The 16272-nt window shown below is 54.3% G+C and carries 12 protein-coding genes; 7 read left to right on the plus strand and 5 right to left on the minus strand.

What is annotated here, in order from left to right:
- Nucleotides 1–8: 8 nt before the first annotated feature.
- On the minus strand, nt 9–2009 hold the full coding sequence (locus tag MHH78_RS18445) for a methyl-accepting chemotaxis protein (RefSeq protein ID WP_341168350.1): 2001 nt from the start codon (nt 2007–2009) through the stop codon (nt 9–11).
- 522 nt (nt 2010–2531) lie between these two features.
- On the opposite strand from MHH78_RS18445, the gene MHH78_RS18450 reads away from it, so the two are divergent.
- Entirely contained in the window at nt 2532–4238 is a 1707-nt protein-coding gene (locus MHH78_RS18450) for a proline--tRNA ligase (RefSeq protein WP_341168351.1), read from the plus strand.
- A gap of 86 nt (nt 4239–4324) precedes the next feature.
- The gene (locus MHH78_RS18455; RefSeq protein ID WP_341168352.1) at nt 4325–6604 is read left to right on the plus strand and encodes a type IA DNA topoisomerase; all 2280 of its coding nucleotides are present in this window, start codon (nt 4325–4327) and stop codon (nt 6602–6604) included.
- Between the two features lie 84 nt (nt 6605–6688).
- On the opposite strand, the gene MHH78_RS18460 is transcribed toward MHH78_RS18455, so the two are convergent.
- The 3 genes from MHH78_RS18460 to MHH78_RS18470 all read right to left on the minus strand — a co-directional run bounded on the left by MHH78_RS18460 (nt 6689) and on the right by MHH78_RS18470 (nt 9230).
- Nucleotides 6689–7426: a DsbA family protein gene (locus MHH78_RS18460; protein WP_341168353.1), complete on the minus strand. Its 738-nt coding sequence runs from the start codon at nt 7424–7426 to the stop codon at nt 6689–6691.
- 109 nt (nt 7427–7535) lie between these two features.
- Nucleotides 7536–8288, minus strand: a complete 753-nt coding sequence (locus MHH78_RS18465; protein WP_209873691.1) for an HAD family hydrolase — start codon at nt 8286–8288, stop codon at nt 7536–7538.
- 24 nt (nt 8289–8312) lie between these two features.
- Nucleotides 8313–9230 carry an ArsR/SmtB family transcription factor gene (locus tag MHH78_RS18470; RefSeq protein ID WP_341168354.1) on the minus strand — a complete coding sequence of 306 codons (918 nt, stop codon included), beginning with the start codon at nt 9228–9230 and terminating at the stop codon, nt 8313–8315.
- Nucleotides 9231–9390: 160 nt separating this feature from the next.
- Between MHH78_RS18470 and MHH78_RS18475 the strand changes: the two genes are divergently transcribed.
- From MHH78_RS18475 to MHH78_RS18495, 5 genes are all read left to right on the plus strand, one after another.
- On the plus strand, nt 9391–10551 hold the full coding sequence (locus MHH78_RS18475; protein WP_341170340.1) for an MFS transporter: 1161 nt from the start codon (nt 9391–9393) through the stop codon (nt 10549–10551).
- An 89-nt stretch (nt 10552–10640) separates the two neighbouring features.
- Entirely contained in the window at nt 10641–11366 is a 726-nt protein-coding gene (locus MHH78_RS18480; protein WP_036726471.1) for a phosphonate ABC transporter ATP-binding protein, read from the plus strand.
- Between the two features lie 33 nt (nt 11367–11399).
- Entirely contained in the window at nt 11400–12698 is a 1299-nt protein-coding gene (locus MHH78_RS18485) for a hypothetical protein (protein WP_341168355.1), read from the plus strand.
- Nucleotides 12691–13389, plus strand: coding sequence for a response regulator transcription factor (locus MHH78_RS18490; protein WP_036695433.1), 699 nt, complete (start codon nt 12691–12693; stop codon nt 13387–13389). The genes MHH78_RS18485 and MHH78_RS18490 overlap by 8 nt, the downstream gene beginning before the upstream one ends.
- Nucleotides 13386–14819, plus strand: coding sequence for a sensor histidine kinase (locus MHH78_RS18495; RefSeq protein WP_341170341.1), 1434 nt, complete (start codon nt 13386–13388; stop codon nt 14817–14819). Before MHH78_RS18490 ends, MHH78_RS18495 begins: the two co-directional genes overlap by 4 nt.
- Nucleotides 14820–15019: 200 nt before the next feature.
- Here MHH78_RS18495 and MHH78_RS18500 read toward each other — a convergent pair whose 3' ends face one another.
- Nucleotides 15020–16243: a glucose-1-phosphate adenylyltransferase gene (locus MHH78_RS18500; protein ID WP_341168356.1), complete on the minus strand. Its 1224-nt coding sequence runs from the start codon at nt 16241–16243 to the stop codon at nt 15020–15022.
- Nucleotides 16244–16272 lie beyond the last annotated feature (29 nt).

Genomic DNA, 16272 nt, shown 5'->3' on the forward strand with positions numbered 1-16272 from the left:
TACGGGGGCTAGTCTTCCAGCTTGAACCGTTCAATCTTAAGCTGCAGATCGCCCGCCATCCTGGACAGCTCCGTAGAGGAGGCGGAGATCTCTTCCATGGAAGCGAGCTGTTCCTCTGTAGCTGCCGTTACACTCTGGAAGGCGTCAGAAGTAGAACGGGAGATGCCGGAGATCTCGTGAACGGAAGCGGCGACCTCCTGCGCTCCCGCTGACATCTGCTCGGTAATAGCCGAGATGTCATGCAGCTGGCTGTTGATTTTGGCCGTAGACTGTTCAATGCTGTTGAAGGATTCCTTGGCTTCGGCGGTAACCTGAATACCCAGCTCAACATCAGCTGCAACGGTATGCCGGATCGATTCATAGGTCTGGTCGATCAACCGGGTCATCTGCTGGAGGGTATCTTGAATATCTCCGGCGGTATTCTTCGATTGATCGGCCAGCTTCCGCACCTCAGCAGCCACGACGGCGAAGCCCCGGCCCTGCTCTCCGGCCCGGGCCGCTTCAATGCCGGCGTTCAGCGACAGGAGATTTGTCTGTACGGCGATCGCCGAAATTGCACTGCTCATCGCGGACACCTCATCGTTCAAGCCGTTTAATTGCCCGATCAGCTGCGAAGAGTGGTGGGTAGAGGTCCGGATGGCATCCATTTGCTGGCTGACCTGTTCCATCTTCCGGCTGCCGCTGCGCACATCTGCTTCAGTGCTTGCGGAAGAATCGACGATGGAGGCGGCGGCTTCGGCGATCCTTTGAATACCGGAAGACATTTCCTCCATCGCGCGCGAGGTCTCTGCCATGGCCGAGGTCTGTGTCTGCGCACCCTCGGAGGAGTCCTGCACCAGTTCAGCCACGTAAGCGGTGGCTCTGGAGTTCTCTTCGGTTGTGGCATTCAATTGCTGGCTGGAGGCTGCGAGTTGTCCCGAGGTGTCCGAAATATCCGATACGATGCCGCGCAGAGAGCCTACCATCAGGTTGTAATTCTGTGCCAGCTGACCGATCTCATCCACCCGGTTCATCTGAATCTGCTCATTCAGATAGCCTTCGCTTACCCGCTGTGCAGAACGGTTCAGGCTGCGGATCGGCTTCGTGATGGAGCGGACAATCAGGTACATCAGGGTTAAGGCGACAATCAGGGCAACGGCCAGAACCATCAGTCCGGTATAGATAATGGGCTGTGAGGCATCCGAGAATTCTTGGGTAGGCAGAATGCCGACAATTTTGAATCCGGTGTTCGGATCGGTTGTATAATAACCCTGCATGTCCATCTCCGTGTCCGGATTGGTATAGTGCAGGTCCCCGCTGTCGTTTGCCAGCATTTTCACTATATAATCTGCTACATCCTCACCTGCTGCTTTGCCGGGATAAGAGACGAATTTATCATTACGGTCCACAATGTAGAAGTAGCCGGTTTCACCCGGATGGGTAGTATGGATTCTTTCACTCATTGCCTTGAGATTGAGGCTTGTGGTCACAGCTCCTTTGCCATCCTCCAGCGAATGGGAGATGAACAGCGTATAATTGCCGGTTGTTGCGGAGACAAAAGGATCAATGATTGTAGTGGTACCGGCATTCTGCATGGACGCCTTATACCAGTCCCGTGTACGCGGATCATAATCCTGTTTGCCGGGGTCCGGAGCCTTCATCCAGGCACCTTGTTCGTTGCCCGCCGTAAGAATCTCCAGCTCAGGATGTGCCTTCATGAACTGATCGATGAGTGTGCGTGTTGCGGGAGCCTTCACATCGAGCCCGGAAGACTCAATCTGGCGGCTGAGCAAATCTACATTCCGCATAGCAGCGGATACATATTCTTGGATGGTCCCGGCGACCAGATCTACACTGGAATGCGTGGCTTTCTGCATTTTAAGCTCCAATTCCCGTTTCGCACTGGAATAGGAGAAATAACTGACCAAGAGGATCGGGATCACCAGCATAATGGTGAAAAGCATCATCATTTGTCTTTGCAGTGATCGCGATCTGAGCTTGCCGGTGAAGCGGTTGACTGACTTGAACATTGGAACGGTTCCCCCTCTGGTACATGGAAATCGGCTGGTAGCTAGCCGTTTCTCTCTAAATACCTCAACTCCTATTCGGTTTATCGACACATTCTTTTCAGATCTTAAGGATTTGGTGTAAAATATTTAATTGCATTCACAATCTATTCATCGCCCGCTTGACGCGGCCTCGAATATCGTATAGATTAAGAACCAACATTTATAACGTAACAGCGTTGACCAAGGACCTGGTATCCATAAACGCCGGAACAGAGAGGGGATTCACCGGCTGAAAGATCCCCCGAGTGCGTAAGACACCAATCCTGCCTTGGAAGCTGCAGCTTATGCTGAAGATGGGCATAAGTCTGCCGGAGCCGGCCGTTATCCGGTTTAGAGGACCGCAAACTTAGATAGTTTTGTGGTTGAAACAGGGTGGTAACACGGCGCATTCGTCCCTGACGGATGCGTCTTTTTTGCGTTCTCATTATGGCAGCGAAATGTTCTGGACCCGTTCACACTTATCGACGAAAGAGGCTGATCTGTATGCGTCAAACCAATCTATTAGTTACCACTCTGCGCGAAGCTCCTGCCGAAGCAGAGACAAGGAGCCACCAGTTGCTGCTGCGTGCCGGATATATCCGGCAGGTGGCCGCCGGGGTATACACCTATTTGCCGCTCGGACGGCGGGTGCTGCGCAGGATGGAGCAGATCGTGCGCCAGGAGATGGAGTCCGCCGGTGCGCAGGAGGTTCTCATGCCTTCGATGCAGCCGGCAGAGCTCTGGAGAGAATCGGAACGTTATGAGGTGTACGGCAAAGAGCTGATGAAGCTCCGGGACCGTCACGACCGTGAGTTCGTGCTGGGTCCGACCCATGAGGAAGTGGTTACAGCGCTAATGCGCTCAGAGATCAGCTCTTACCGGCGGCTGCCGGTGACTGTCTATCAGATTCAGACGAAGTTCCGGGATGAACGTCGTCCGCGCTCAGGGCTTCTGCGGGGCAGGGAATTCCTGATGAAGGATGCCTATTCGTTTGATACGGATTGGGAGGGCCTGGATCTGGCCTATCAGGTGATGTACAGCGCTTATGAGCGGATCTTTGACCGCTGCGGCCTGAAGTACCGGGCGGTGCAGGCGAATGCCGGAGCGATTGGAGGCAAAGGCCAAAATCATGAATTCATGGCCCTGTCAGATATAGGTGAGGATACGATAGCTGTGTGCTCCCTGTGCGGATATGCTGCGAATCTGGAGCAGGCGGAAGTGCGGAGCGGAGCCGAACCGGATAGACAAGATTTTGCCGGACGCCCTGCCCCTGAGCGATTCCATACGCCTGGCCAGAAGACCATTCAGCAGCTGGAGCAGGAGAGTCAGCTCACACCGCAGGATATCATCAAGACATTAATCTATACGGGCGAAGGTGGCACATTTGCCGTGCTGGTCCGTGGAGATCATGAGGTGAATGAGCTGAAGGTGCAAAAGTATCTCGGCTGCGGTGACATTATACTGGCTGATGCCATGCATGTGCAGGAGGCTGCCGGAACCGGAAGCGGTTATGTCGGTCCTGCCGGATTGTCCGTGCCTATCCTGGTGGATGCTGCTGTTGCAGCCATGACAGAAGCAGTCACAGGCGCGGGGGAAGAGGATTACCATCTGCGTGGAGTGGTGCCCGGCCGGGACTTTCCACTGACGCAGGTGGGGGATTTCCGTAATGCGGTTACCGGCGACAGCTGTCCGCAGTGCGGCGAAGGGGAGCTGGATTTCCAGCAGGGCATCGAGGTAGGGCATGTCTTCAAGCTGGGCACGGTCTACAGTGAGAAGCTGGGGGCAGATTATCTGGATGCAGACGGCCGCACCCGGCCTATGGTAATGGGCTGCTACGGCATCGGAATCTCCCGCTTGCTGGCCGCAGTGGCTGAGCAGAACAACGATGACCAGGGGCTGATCTGGCCGCTGGGTCTGGCTCCATATACAGTTCATATTCTTCTGATGTCGGTCAAAGATACAGCGCAGCGGGAGCTGGCCGAAGCCCTGTATGCACGGCTGACCGCCTTGGGCATCGATACCCTGCTGGACGACCGCGATGAGCGGGCCGGGGTCAAATTCAAGGATGCCGGACTGATCGGTATACCGGTTGCGCTGGTGGTCGGCAAGCTGGCCGCAGAGCAAAGAATTGAATACATGGACAGGAGAACGGGTAACAAGGAAGTAGTTGATATTGGCGAGGCCGTGCTGCGCGTAAGCAGGCCTCAATAATGAGCAGCGGATTTTGGGGTCCAGGAATGGTATAATAGACTACTGGACAACTTTTGTAATGAACCGAGGGTAAGGAGCGATTATTGTTGAAGACACTCATTATTGCGGAGAAACCGGACATGGGGCGGAATATCGCCGCCGCAATAGAACCGAAGGCCAAAAACTACCGTTCCTATCTGGAAGGGGAGCAGTACATCATCACCTGGGCGATTGGGCATCTGATTGGCCTGGCAGAGCCCGAAGCCTACGACAATAAATATAAAAAATGGAACATTAATGATCTGCCGATCATCCCCGAGGAGTTCAAGCTGCTGCCCAATGCACGTACCATGGATCAGCTGAAGGTGATCGGGGAGCTGGCGAAGCGCAGCGATCTGCTGGTGAACTCCTGCGATGCCGGGCGTGAGGGCCAGCATATTTTCTCGCTGATCCAGCGCTACCTGGAGCTGAACCAGCCGGTGAAGCGCCTGTGGATCTCCGATCTGACGCCGGAGACGATCCGCAAGGGCTTCCAGGAGCTGAAGGACGGATCGGAATACGAGAATCTGACCAAAGCGGCCCGGGCGCGCAGCGAGGCGGACTGGCTGATCGGAATGAACGGCTCGCGCGCTTTTACCACCAAGCATAATGTACTGCTCTCTGTAGGCCGGGTGCAGACCCCTGTGCTGGCGCTGATCTATGACCGTCAGAAGACCATTGAAGCATTCTCCTCGCTGAAGTTCTTTGAGGTGGAAGGGCATTTCACCCAGAATGAGCTGACGTATAAGGGAATGTGGCAAGGCGACCGGTTAACGGATGGTGCGAAGGCAGAAGCGCTTGCAGCCAAGGTCAAAGGCAAGCCCGCCCGGATTGTTCTCTATGAGGTCAAAGAGACCAAGGAATATCCGAATAAGCTGTACGATCTGACGCTGCTGCAGCGTGAGGCGAACGGGAAATATGCTTTCTCCGCCAAAAAAACACTGGATATCGCCCAGGCGCTGTATGAGAAGCATAAAGTAATCTCGTACCCGCGTACTAACTCCAACTATGTCACGGAGCAGAATATTCCTGAAATGCACAAGACGCTGTCGGCCCTTCAGGGTACGCAATACGACGATTGGGTGAAGGGTGCGAACCGTAACCTGGTTCATAAAGGTAACAAGTTTATTTGTAATCCGTCCAAGGTCGAGGATCACCATGCGATTCTGCCTACGAACCGTAAGGCGAACGGGCTGAGTGCGGACGAGGCTAAGCTGTACGATCTGATTGTCCGCCGCTTCCTCTCCCAGTTCTACCCGGCTGCGGAATATAAGGTGCATACGGTGATGACCGAAGTGGAAGCCGAGAAGTTCAAGACTACGGTCAAGGAACTGCTCAGCCTCGGCTGGAAGGTGATTTACGCAGACCAGAAGAAGGACAAGTCCAAACCGGCCAAGGGTAAAGGCAAGGAGGAAGACGAGGAAGAGGAGCTTGAGGTGAACGAGCCGTTCTCGGTCAACGCAGACGGTGAAGTGCTCTGCAGCGATGCGATCGTGAAGGAGAAGGACACCCAGCCGCCAAAGCATTACACGGAAGGGACCTTGCTGAAGGCGATGGAGAGCGCAGGCAAGCAGATTGAGGACGAAGAGCTGCGCGATGCCATGAAGGATTCGGGGCTGGGTACTCCGGCCACCCGGGCCGCTACGATTGAACGGCTGAAGAATGTCGGCTATGTGGAGATGCAGGGGAAAAAGATCGCCATCACCCAAAAGGGGCGGACGGCGGTGGAGCTGATCCGCGGCGCTGGCGTGGAGCTGCTGACCTCCCCGGAAATGACCGGGCAGTGGGAGCGCCGCCTGAATGAGATTGCCCGCGGCACCGCAGCGGACGGGCAATTCATGGAGAACGTCAAGCGGTTCGCTTCGATGATTGTGGACAAGGTGCGCGTGCAGTCGCGCGCCGCTAAGACCTCCTTCGAAGGGGATACACCTTCGCTGAACAGCGGCGGCAAGGGCCGCAGCTCCGCAGCTGCGCCGCACAAGACCGCCGAATCCAAGGCGGCCGGTCGCAAGCCGGCAACGGCCAAACCGCGCAGCGCGGCGTCTGCCGCGGCCGGGAAGAGCGGGGATACCGGGCCGAAGGTCATCGGCAGCTGCCCGCGTCCCGGCTGCGGCGGCATGATCTTCATGGGCCGCAAGGGCTACGGCTGCTCTCATTATAAGGAGGGCTGCGCCTTCGTGATCTGGAAGGAGAATCACGGGCGTACACTCACCGATACCCAGGTGAAGGCTTTGATTGAGAAGGGCCGAACCGGGAAGCTGAAGTTGACCGGTGAGGACGGCGCGCCGCTTGAAGGCAAGCTGGTGCTGCAGAATATGGATACCGGCCAGCTGGCCGTGGAATCATAATTCCTGAATACCAAAAGCGCCCCGGCCAGATTTTCATGGCGGGGCGCTTTGTTATAGGATGATGAGTTTAACCTGCAAGCAAGATTACGGGGATTCATTCAAAGCCGCATCAACGGCGGCACTTAAGCCTTCATAGGAGGAATCCGGCAGCAGGACGCCGTTCACCATGAATTTCGGTGTGCCGTTGACGCCGTAGGCTCCGGCGATTTTGAAGTCCTCTTTGACATCGTACATATACGTATGGTTCTTCAGATCCTGCTCGAACCGCTCTTGGTCGATCCCTGCAATATTGTCCTTCACGAACTTAAGGATGAACTTCTGGGTTGCCCAGATCTTGCTCTCATCGCCCTGGCTCTCATAGAGCTTGTGGAGATACTCCCAGAACTTCTCATTATTCTGCTGATAGATAGCTTCCCCCGCACTGGCGGCCAGGTAAGAGTCCCGGTCAATGAAGGCGAAGTTCATGAAGTAGAACTGGACTTTCCCGCTGTCTACGTAGTCTTTGATGAACGTATCCAGGTAGGAGGCGGTCCAATTTTTGCAGGCAGGGCATTTGAAATCGGCGAATTCAATCACCTTCACCTTGGCGGATTCGCTGCCCAGATGCGGCTGCTTCTCGTATTTCAGCCCGTCCACCACGATCTTGCCCTTCACATCGGTGTAGTTGGGGAGATTATCGAGCGCCTCAGTGCCGGACGATTTGCCCTGTGTAAGGAAGAAGGCAAGAAGAGCGATCAGCAGCACGGCAATCACTGCAAGCAGCATAGGGAGCAGACGCCCGTGATTCGGGGTATTCCTGGAACGGTTAGCTTTGTTATTCATGGCCAGCCTCCTGCTCGATGTGAAAATCTACTCAAATAGTATAATCATACCGGCGGCAGGCTGCCTATGCCATTTGTAACAATTGCCCGATTCTGATGGTGCAAGTCAATCAGCCGTGATGCTCCCGCAGCGCAGCGGTGCGGATCACCGGAGGCACCTCGTGAATGGCAGAGATGGTCAGGACGGACTGCTGCATCTCCCGTTCCAGCTCAATCAGATTGTAGAGCCACTCATTCGGCTGCTTCAGATAGATGCTATTGATCCCGGCAGTCAGCGCGGGCAGTACATCTGTACGCAGGGAGTTGCCGATCATCCAGGTGATTTTACGGTCGAACGGATAGGTAGTCAGGATATTCTCAAGCGCCTCCACATTTTTGTGCTGGCGGATATAGATGCGGTCATCGAAATAGGCGTCCAGCTTCATTTGGGCGATTTTGCGCTGCTGGATGGTGTCGTCGCCGCCGGTATAGAGATAGAGGGAATGGCCGTCCTGCTTGAGGGTATCCAGCGTCTCTACCATGCCGGGATAAGCTTCCACCTCCTGGTCGTACACACTCAGTCCCAGCTTCATCAGCTGCCGCTCCTCGAAGGCATCCGGCTTGCGGTTATATTTGCTGCAGAAGTAACGGTAGGTGGCAATCAACGATTTCGGGAAATTGTCGCTGGCCAGGCCGCTTGTGCTAACGGTCTCGACATCGATCTCTACCTGCTTGCTGCGCAGTTCGCCGATGGTAGGCTGGTAATCGCTGAACCAGTCAGACATCAGCTCGAAATATTGTCCAAGGATAAGGTCAAAATACTTATTGCAATGCACCAGGGTATCGTCGAGATCAAAGATCACTTGTTGGGTCAAATACTTCATGAGGTTCACTCCTAAGTTGGTCTGTTAGATACGGATGTAGGACTCCAGAAACATCTGGAGCTCCGAGGCCCCGTCAGGACGTATGCTGTAGCGTTCGGTGCCTTCACCGCGCAAATGGACCCGCAGAAGCCCGGCGACTCTTAGACTGAGCAGGTGATGCATCAGCATCTCCCGGGACAGGCTCAGCTCGGACTGCATCTCCCACAGTGTCTTCGGTTCGTTCGCTACGAAGCGCAGCAGTCTCAGCCGGGTAGGATCAGAGAGAGCCTGTGTTAAACGAAGCAGCACCGTTGGAGGCTCCTCCTCATTGTCTGAAGGGACATCTACCGGATATTGCACCAGCATCAGGTTCTTGTAGAAGCAGTACGTGTTGATCGGCCGGTTATGCACGGTAGGCAGCAGCACAATCGTCTTCAGCCCGGGAATGTCCTCAATGACAATTCCGCCGGAAGCATATTCGATCAACGGGACCATGTCCATTTTGCTCTCCAGCATTTTTTTCTCAGAGGCGTCTTCAATCAGCAGCGGCAGCAGCGTATGCTCCACATGGCGGAAATAATGCTCATACCATATCCGCAAAAGAGGCGTGTATCCGTTCTTGATCCGCGCGCATTCCTCGGCCGTGAATTGATGGAAGAACGGCTCGGTCCGCCGGAGGCAATCCTCCAGAGACGAGCTCTCCAGCTCAGCCAGGAACTGCAGCACCTTGGAAGCCTCGCCCCGGCTGTAGGCCCAGGCGTAGAGTACATCATAATCTTCGAACGGCCATTCGGCGGCCTGCTTCAGTGCAGCCAGCTGTGCGGGGGTGAAGCGGCCATCCACATCCCGGATCCAGTCGGTGCCGATGTCCAGATTGGAGGTCCATTTCTTGGTTACATATAACATGAAACTGTCCAGCAGTTCGTATACGGGGGAAACATCAATGCTCAGTTCATACTTCATTTAAGCCGGGTCACCTCCAGAAAATCAGTCACTTCTATATATTATCTCTTGTTTTGAAGAGGGTTGTCTACTATAATGTTCGGTGTTTGCCTGCATGGACATCAGGTTCGCACATCAATGAATTACATAGGAGGATTTATTTGTGTCAGATTCTACACCGATGCCGCATGGACAGAGCGGTAGAATGAATTATTCGATTTTGATTGCCGTGATTATTCTGGCAGGGCTGAGCCAGGGGATGCTGCTGCCGGTCTTATCTATTCTGCTGGAGCAGGAAGGCGTATCGTCCTCGCTGAACGGACTTAACGCGGCCGCCTTGTATGTAGGCTCATTTGCCATGACCTTGATTGCAGAAAGGGTACTTGGCGCCATCGGCTTCAAGAAGCTAATCGCCGCGGGTCTCGCGCTGGTGCTGGTATCACTCCTGCTGTTCCCGCTCCTTACCGGCGTGAAGGTATGGTTCGTGCTCCGCGTGCTGGTCGGGATCGGCGATTCAGCGGTGAATTACGCCGCGCAGCTCTGGGTGCTGCTCATGACACCGGCGGAGCACCGTGGACGGAACCTGTCGCTTTACGGGATGTCCTACGGACTGGGCTTCAGCCTCGGACCGCTGGGCATCAGCCTGCTGCGGTTCGGGCAGCCCGCACCGTTCCTGATTACAGCCCTGCTGTTCGTAATCGTGCTGCTGATTGTGGGCTTCAAGCTGCCTGACTCGCGGCCGGAAGCTATGGATCACAGCGAAGGCCAGGCGAGCAGATTCGGCCGGAGCTACCGGCTTGCTTGGTATGCGCTGATTCCGGCGCTGCTATACGGCTATATGGAAGCCAGCCTGAACAGCAGCTTCCCGGTATACGGGCTGCGCACCGGATTCAGTGCAGACCAGATTGCCGCTTTGCTGCCCTTTGCAGGCATTGGAGGCCTGCTCCTCCAGCTGCCGCTCGGCATATGGAGCGACCGTTATGGCCGTAAGGCCATCCTGATTGCTGCGGGGACAGGAGGAGGCCTGGCCTTCACGCTGCTGCCGCTTACCGGCAACCATGTCTTGCTCACCCTGCTGGTACTGATGGTGGCCGGGGGGCTTGTCGGCTCCTTTTTCTCGCTAGGATTAAGCTATGCCGCCGATATCCTGCCGCGCAAGCTGCTTCCCGCTGCCAATGTAGTCGCTTCCTTCCATTATAGTCTGGGAAGTATTGCGGGGCCGGGCATCGGCGGGCTGCTGCTGCAATTCGGCTGGGGCGGCAGTGTGTTTGCCGTAATGGGCGGCCTGTATATTGTATTTGGGCTGGCAGGGTTATTGTTCTCGCCACGGAAGACGATATGAGGTAGAATAAGAACGAATGCTCGCATGGAATTTGATCCCGCTTTCAGAGTACACTATAGAGTAGAGTCGAAGACAGGAGAGGCTGACCTATGATTACAGTTGAACATTTGGCCAAAGCGGTCGGGGAAGATAAAACACCGGTGCTTCAGGATATCGGATTTCAATTAGAACCGGGAGAATTTGTAGCGCTGCTGGGAGCCAGCGGCAGCGGGAAATCAACACTGCTGCGCTGCCTTGCCCTGCGTGAGAAGTGGGACAGAGGGAATTTCAGGGTAGATGGGCAGGATATTATGAAGAGCCCCTTCGCCGGCAAACGTAAAATCCGCCGGGAATGGGCTTATCTGGAGCAGAATGCGGAGCTGAATCCGAACCGCACTGCACTGAAGAATGTGCTGATTGGACAGGCCTCCCAGACGCCGCTGTGGCGGATGGCTACAGGCATGGTCCGTTCAGATGATTATATGGGGGCGATGGACCAGCTTGATCTGCTTGGCCTGCTGGACAAGGCCAAGCTGAAATCCGGCCAGCTCAGCGGCGGTGAACGTCAGCGTGTAGCCATTGCCCGGGCATTGGTCCACGGTGCCAAGGTCATCCTGGCGGATGAGCCGGTGACGGGCCTTGACCCCAAGACTGCGGAGAATGTGCTGGAGACCCTCCGCAATCTGTGCAAGGAGACAGGCCTTACCGTGCTTACGGTGCTGCCGATCGAGCTGGCCGAGCGTTATGCCAGCCGTCTGTGGGTGCTGGAGGACGGAAGAATTAAGCATGATGTCAAAGGACGCCGGCTAACCTCACAGGAGCGGCTGCATCTGTGAATTAAGGCAAGACGTTCAGTAAGGAGAGCGTAAATGAAGTTGAATATGCGTATGCGTCTACTGGGAGGAATTGCCGCAGCCGCCCTGTCGCTGTTTGCCCTGTCGGGCTGCACCTTCATCAGCGATCCGGTATCCCAGATGAGGGTGCCCCAGCTGCCTGCGGACAAGGCTTCGCTGATGGCAGCCATCAACTCTTCTTTGAAGGCGCTGGACGGCACGTTGATCCGTCCTGCCAATGATGATAACAGCTCTATTTTTACAGAGGACCTGGACCAGGATGGCGTGATGGAGACGCTTGTATTCTACCAGACGAAGAATGAAGCCGTGGTTAATCACGGGATGATTCTGGAGAAGCAGGGGGATACCTGGGTCAAGAAGCTTACGTTCGATGGTGTTGGTAACATCCTTGATTCTGTAGATCTTCAGGATGTAACTGGTGACGGTAAGCTCAACATTATTGCCGGCTATTCCCGTGGGGAAGAGAAGGGCATGGTCGTCTACAGCTATTCCGGGGGAGTGCTGGAAGAGATTCTAACGAAGCCGTACACCAAATACATCATCGATGATCTGAATGAGGATGGAATCGCGGATATTACCGTGGTGTATTTCAAGCGTAATGAATTCGCAACAATTGCTACTTACCAGTACAATGACAGCTTCCAGGTGCTGGATCAACTGGACGACTTAGACCCTTATTTCAATAGTTATTACAATATTGTCTCAGGAAAAGTAGCTGCGAACAAAGAAGGTATAGTCCTGGATTCAGCCGTGGATTCTCACTCAGCGTATACAACAGTGGTTGTAATGGAGAATAACAAGCTGCGTGTCGCTATTCCCGGAAATGACCTCACCTTCAAGGACCGCAAAATAGTCAGCGAGGATATTGATTCGGACGGAATTATTGAGATAGGGATGCTGGTTCCCCCCAAGGGCTGGGAGTATTTCGATCCTGAGACCATTCCGTATTTCAATTCCTATTACAAATGGGACGGGAAAGACGGCTTGACCTTCAGTACCCAGCTCTATAATGATCCGCTGGACCGGTTCACTATTAACTTTGCCCCCGAATGGCAGGAGCGGGTGACCGTGGACACGAAGTCGGTTCAGAACAAATCGCTCAAATTCATTTTGACGGATACCGGAGAGACGGTTGCCGAAGTAACATTCTTCTCGCCTGCGGAATGGGACAATGTGAAGAACACCGGCTGGAAGCTGCTCGGACGCGATCTGGATAAGATGATCGGGTACCGGGGAGGACTGGAACAAAATACAATCGGGGGAGAGGACGGGCGAATTCAATCCTCTATTGAAAGGAAGGGAATCAATGAGTAAAGTACTAATACTGGAGGACGAAGAGTCTATCCGCAGTTTTATTGTTATTAATCTGAAGCGTAACGGCTTTGAGGTGCTGGAGGCGGCAGATGGCCATGAGGCGCTGCATAAGCTGACTACTATACATGACATTGATATCGCCCTGCTGGATGTTATGGTACCCGGCATCGACGGCTTTGAGGTATGCAGACGCATCCGGGAGACCAATGAACGGCTCGGAATTATTTTCTTGACGGCCAAAGTACAGGAACAGGACAAGGTCTATGCGCTGTCGGTGGGAGCAGATGACCATGTCAGCAAGCCGTTCAGTCCAACCGAGCTGATCGCACGTATTCAGTCGCTGCTGCGCCGGGTCAATGTTCACCGCGAGCAGTCGGCCAAGGTATCGTTCCAGTCGGGTCCGTTCACATTAGATCTGATCTCCAAGCAGTTCAAGCGGAGCGGGGAAGCCATTGAGCTTACCCCAACAGAGTTCTCGCTGGTGCAGTTCTTCCTGGAGAAGGAGAATACGCCGCTCAGCCGTGATTCCCTGCTGGATCATGTCTGGGGCAAGGAATATATGGGGGACCCTAAGATTGTTGACGTCAATATCCGCCGCTTGCGCCAAAAAATCGAGAACAATCCATCGGAGCCTGAGTACCTGCAGACGGTGTGGGGACACGGCTATAAATGGAAAGGCCAGGTACAATGATCAAGAAGGGGATGCGCAGACAGATCGTACTGCACTATATTCTTGTAGTCTTTGTAGCGCTTCTCCTGGTTGAGACAACCTTTCTGCTGGCGATCCGCACCTATTATTACGACAGCATCTACACCAAGATCACTACACAGATTAGTGCAGCTGAAAGTATGGTTAAATATGGGAACTTGAACGGCACATCAGCGAACCAGTTGAAGGGGTTACTCGATTATTTTAATCTGGAGTATACCGAGCTGGAGGTCCTGACCCTTAAGGGGGACATCCTTACCAGTACAACCGGGTTTCAGCCGGACCGGACCATCACCACCAGTGATGTCCCGGAGGCGGTGGGCGGCAGTATAGGACGCTGGCTAGGCCGGCAAGCCGGAACTAATGAAAGTGTCATGGCGGTCTCCAAGATGGTGCGTATTAATGCTCACGATACTTATATTCTGCGGTATCTGACTTCCATGGAAGGCGTTAATAAAGATCTGCTTAATCTGACCCTGCTCTCCATTGCCATCGGTGTAGCAGTCCTCACCATCGTTCTGCTGCTCAGCTTCGGTCTCGCTAATTCGATTGTGCGTCCGCTGAATAATATTACGGCAGTGTCGGCGCAGATGGCGAAGGGCAAGTTCACGACCCGGATCAAAGGCGATTACCGGTACGAGATCGGCGAACTCGCTTCAACGCTCAACTATATGGCGGACGAGATTGTCCGCAGCAACCAGATTAAGGATGATTTCATCTCCTCGATCTCCCATGAGCTGCGGACCCCGCTGACCAGCATCAAGGGCTGGAGCGAGACGCTGGTCTCCGGGGGCTACGACCCTGAAGAGACTAAGCTTGGGGTCGGAATTATCTCCAGGGAGAGTGACCGGCTGATCGGGCTGGTGGAAGAAATCCTCGACTTCTCGAAGCTGCAGCAGAACGAAATGAAGCTGTCGATGGGGCAGGTGGATATTAAGGTTCTGCTGCAGGAGACGCTGCTCAATATCTGGGCCAAGGCCGAGAAGAAACGGATTCATCTGCTGCTGGAATGCGAGGAGACGATCTTCATCAAGGGGGATGCCAACCGCCTCAAGCAGGTCTTCCTCAATCTGGTGGATAATGCGGTAAAATTCTCGCCGGAGGATTCGAGCATCGTGCTGTCGGCGGAGCGTCTATCCGGTACCGAGATGGCTGTCACTGTCCGTGACAGCGGTATTGGCATTAGTGAAGCGCACCTCGCCAGAGTACGGGACCGCTTCTTCCAGGTCGATGCCCTTAACGGGGGAACGGGCCTCGGGCTGGCGATCTCCCAGCAGATTGTGGAGCTTCATAACGGCAAGCTGGAAATGGACAGTGAGCTGGGCAAGGGTACCCAGGTTACTGTCATTCTGCCGCTGGATGACAGCCAGCAGGGGAATGCCCGTCCCAGCAACTCACCGGTAACTTCATAAGCAAGCCAAGTGGAAACGGCTTTGGCGTCCTTACAGGGACGGCACCCGTTTCAGCGAGAAATAGAAGGATAAGTTATCGTGTGAAACATATAATTTCTTATATTTATACAAAAGGGATACAGCATTCGTCCGGACAGACCGGAGCTGTATCCCTTTGTATGTAGCAGCCCTATGGGCTGAACGATTGTGCTGAGCGATTGTTATGAAGGCATTCCTTCCGCACGCAGACGGCCGGCCTTCTCATAGACCTCCTGAAGCAGGCGGGCAGGCTGGGTACGGACCAGCGGCTTGGCTGCGACAATCTCATGCGGGCCGACAACTACGATGTTGTCTGCACTGCCTTTGATCACAGCGCCGTCCTTGATCACAGCACCTTCACCGATAATGGCGTGTTCAATCAGAACACCGCGTCCAATACGGGCACCGGGCATTACCACACTCTGCTTGATTCTGCTCTGCTTGCCGATCTCTACACCGCTGAAGATGACCGAGCGCTGAGGGCTGCCTTCGAGCTGGCAGGTCTCGTGAATCAGGCAATCTGCTGAAGCCGCCTGTTGAGTGCGTGGTCTGAGCGCAGTCAGCTTGGTCCGCTGTGCACGGCTGTACATCGGCCAGCGTGAATTATCAAGCTGGAAGCCGTCTTCTTGCAAGAGATCCATATGAGCTTCCCAGAGGCTGCCAACGGTACCCACATCTCTCCAATAGCCCTCGAAGCGGTAAGCGAACAGTTCATCACTCGCATCCAGCATAGCTGGAATGACATCCTTGCCGAAATCATGACCGGACTCCGCATTCACGGCATCCCGCAGCAAATGAGCCTTCAAGTACGCCCACTCGAACAGATAAATACCCATGGAAGCCAGATTGCTCTTCGGAGCCTTCGGTTTCTCGGCAAATTCGGAGATCTTGAAATCTTCATCCACGTTCATCACGCCGAAGCGGCTCGCTTCATCCCAAGGAACCTCCATAACCGATATCGTTGCCTTCGCAGACTTGGAGATGTGATAATCCAGCATTTTGCGGTAGTCCATGTGGTAGATATGGTCTCCTGACAGAATAAGTACATGCTCCGGGTTCTGACTGTCAATATATTCAATATTTTTATAAATAGCATCGGCGGTGCCTGTATAGCTGTCTCTGCCTTCAATCCCTGAAGGGAGCAGCCTTACACCCCGGTCACTGCGGCTGTGCAGCCCCCAGGGCTCGCCTTCACCGATATGCTGATGCAAGGACTCTGCTTCGTACTGAGTCAGTACTCCGATAGTATCAATCTTGGAATTCACACAGTTGCTGAGGGGAAAATCAATAATTCTGTACTGTCCGCCGAAAGGGACTGCTGGCTTAGCCATGCTGGAAGTCAACGGGGCCAATCTGCGGCCTTCTCCGCCTGCAAGAAGCATAGCGATACATTCTTTCTTACTCATGTGTTATCCCTCCCATTTTTTTGTCAATG

The sequence above is a fragment of the Paenibacillus sp. FSL H3-0333 genome (assembly GCF_038002805.1).
Taxonomy (GTDB): domain Bacteria; phylum Bacillota; class Bacilli; order Paenibacillales; family Paenibacillaceae; genus Paenibacillus_AQ; species Paenibacillus_AQ silagei.

What these genes read in the sequence shown, in the direction of transcription:
- MHH78_RS18445 (WP_341168350.1), bottom strand. Translation starts at nt 2,009, where the DNA reads ATGTTCAAGTCAGTCAACCGCTTCACCGGCAAGCTCAGATCGCGATCA.
- MHH78_RS18450 (WP_341168351.1), top strand. Translation starts at nt 2,532, where the DNA reads ATGCGTCAAACCAATCTATTAGTTACCACTCTGCGCGAAGCTCCTGCC.
- MHH78_RS18460 (WP_341168353.1), bottom strand. Translation starts at nt 7,426, where the DNA reads ATGAATAACAAAGCTAACCGTTCCAGGAATACCCCGAATCACGGGCGT.
- MHH78_RS18465 (WP_209873691.1), bottom strand. Translation starts at nt 8,288, where the DNA reads ATGAAGTATTTGACCCAACAAGTGATCTTTGATCTCGACGATACCCTG.
- MHH78_RS18470 (WP_341168354.1), bottom strand. Translation starts at nt 9,230, where the DNA reads ATGAAGTATGAACTGAGCATTGATGTTTCCCCCGTATACGAACTGCTG.
- MHH78_RS18475 (WP_341170340.1), top strand. Translation starts at nt 9,391, where the DNA reads ATGCCGCATGGACAGAGCGGTAGAATGAATTATTCGATTTTGATTGCC.
- MHH78_RS18480 (WP_036726471.1), top strand. Translation starts at nt 10,641, where the DNA reads ATGATTACAGTTGAACATTTGGCCAAAGCGGTCGGGGAAGATAAAACA.
- MHH78_RS18485 (WP_341168355.1), top strand. Translation starts at nt 11,400, where the DNA reads ATGAAGTTGAATATGCGTATGCGTCTACTGGGAGGAATTGCCGCAGCC.
- MHH78_RS18490 (WP_036695433.1), top strand. Translation starts at nt 12,691, where the DNA reads ATGAGTAAAGTACTAATACTGGAGGACGAAGAGTCTATCCGCAGTTTT.
- MHH78_RS18495 (WP_341170341.1), top strand. Translation starts at nt 13,386, where the DNA reads ATGATCAAGAAGGGGATGCGCAGACAGATCGTACTGCACTATATTCTT.
- MHH78_RS18500 (WP_341168356.1), bottom strand. Translation starts at nt 16,243, where the DNA reads ATGAGTAAGAAAGAATGTATCGCTATGCTTCTTGCAGGCGGAGAAGGC.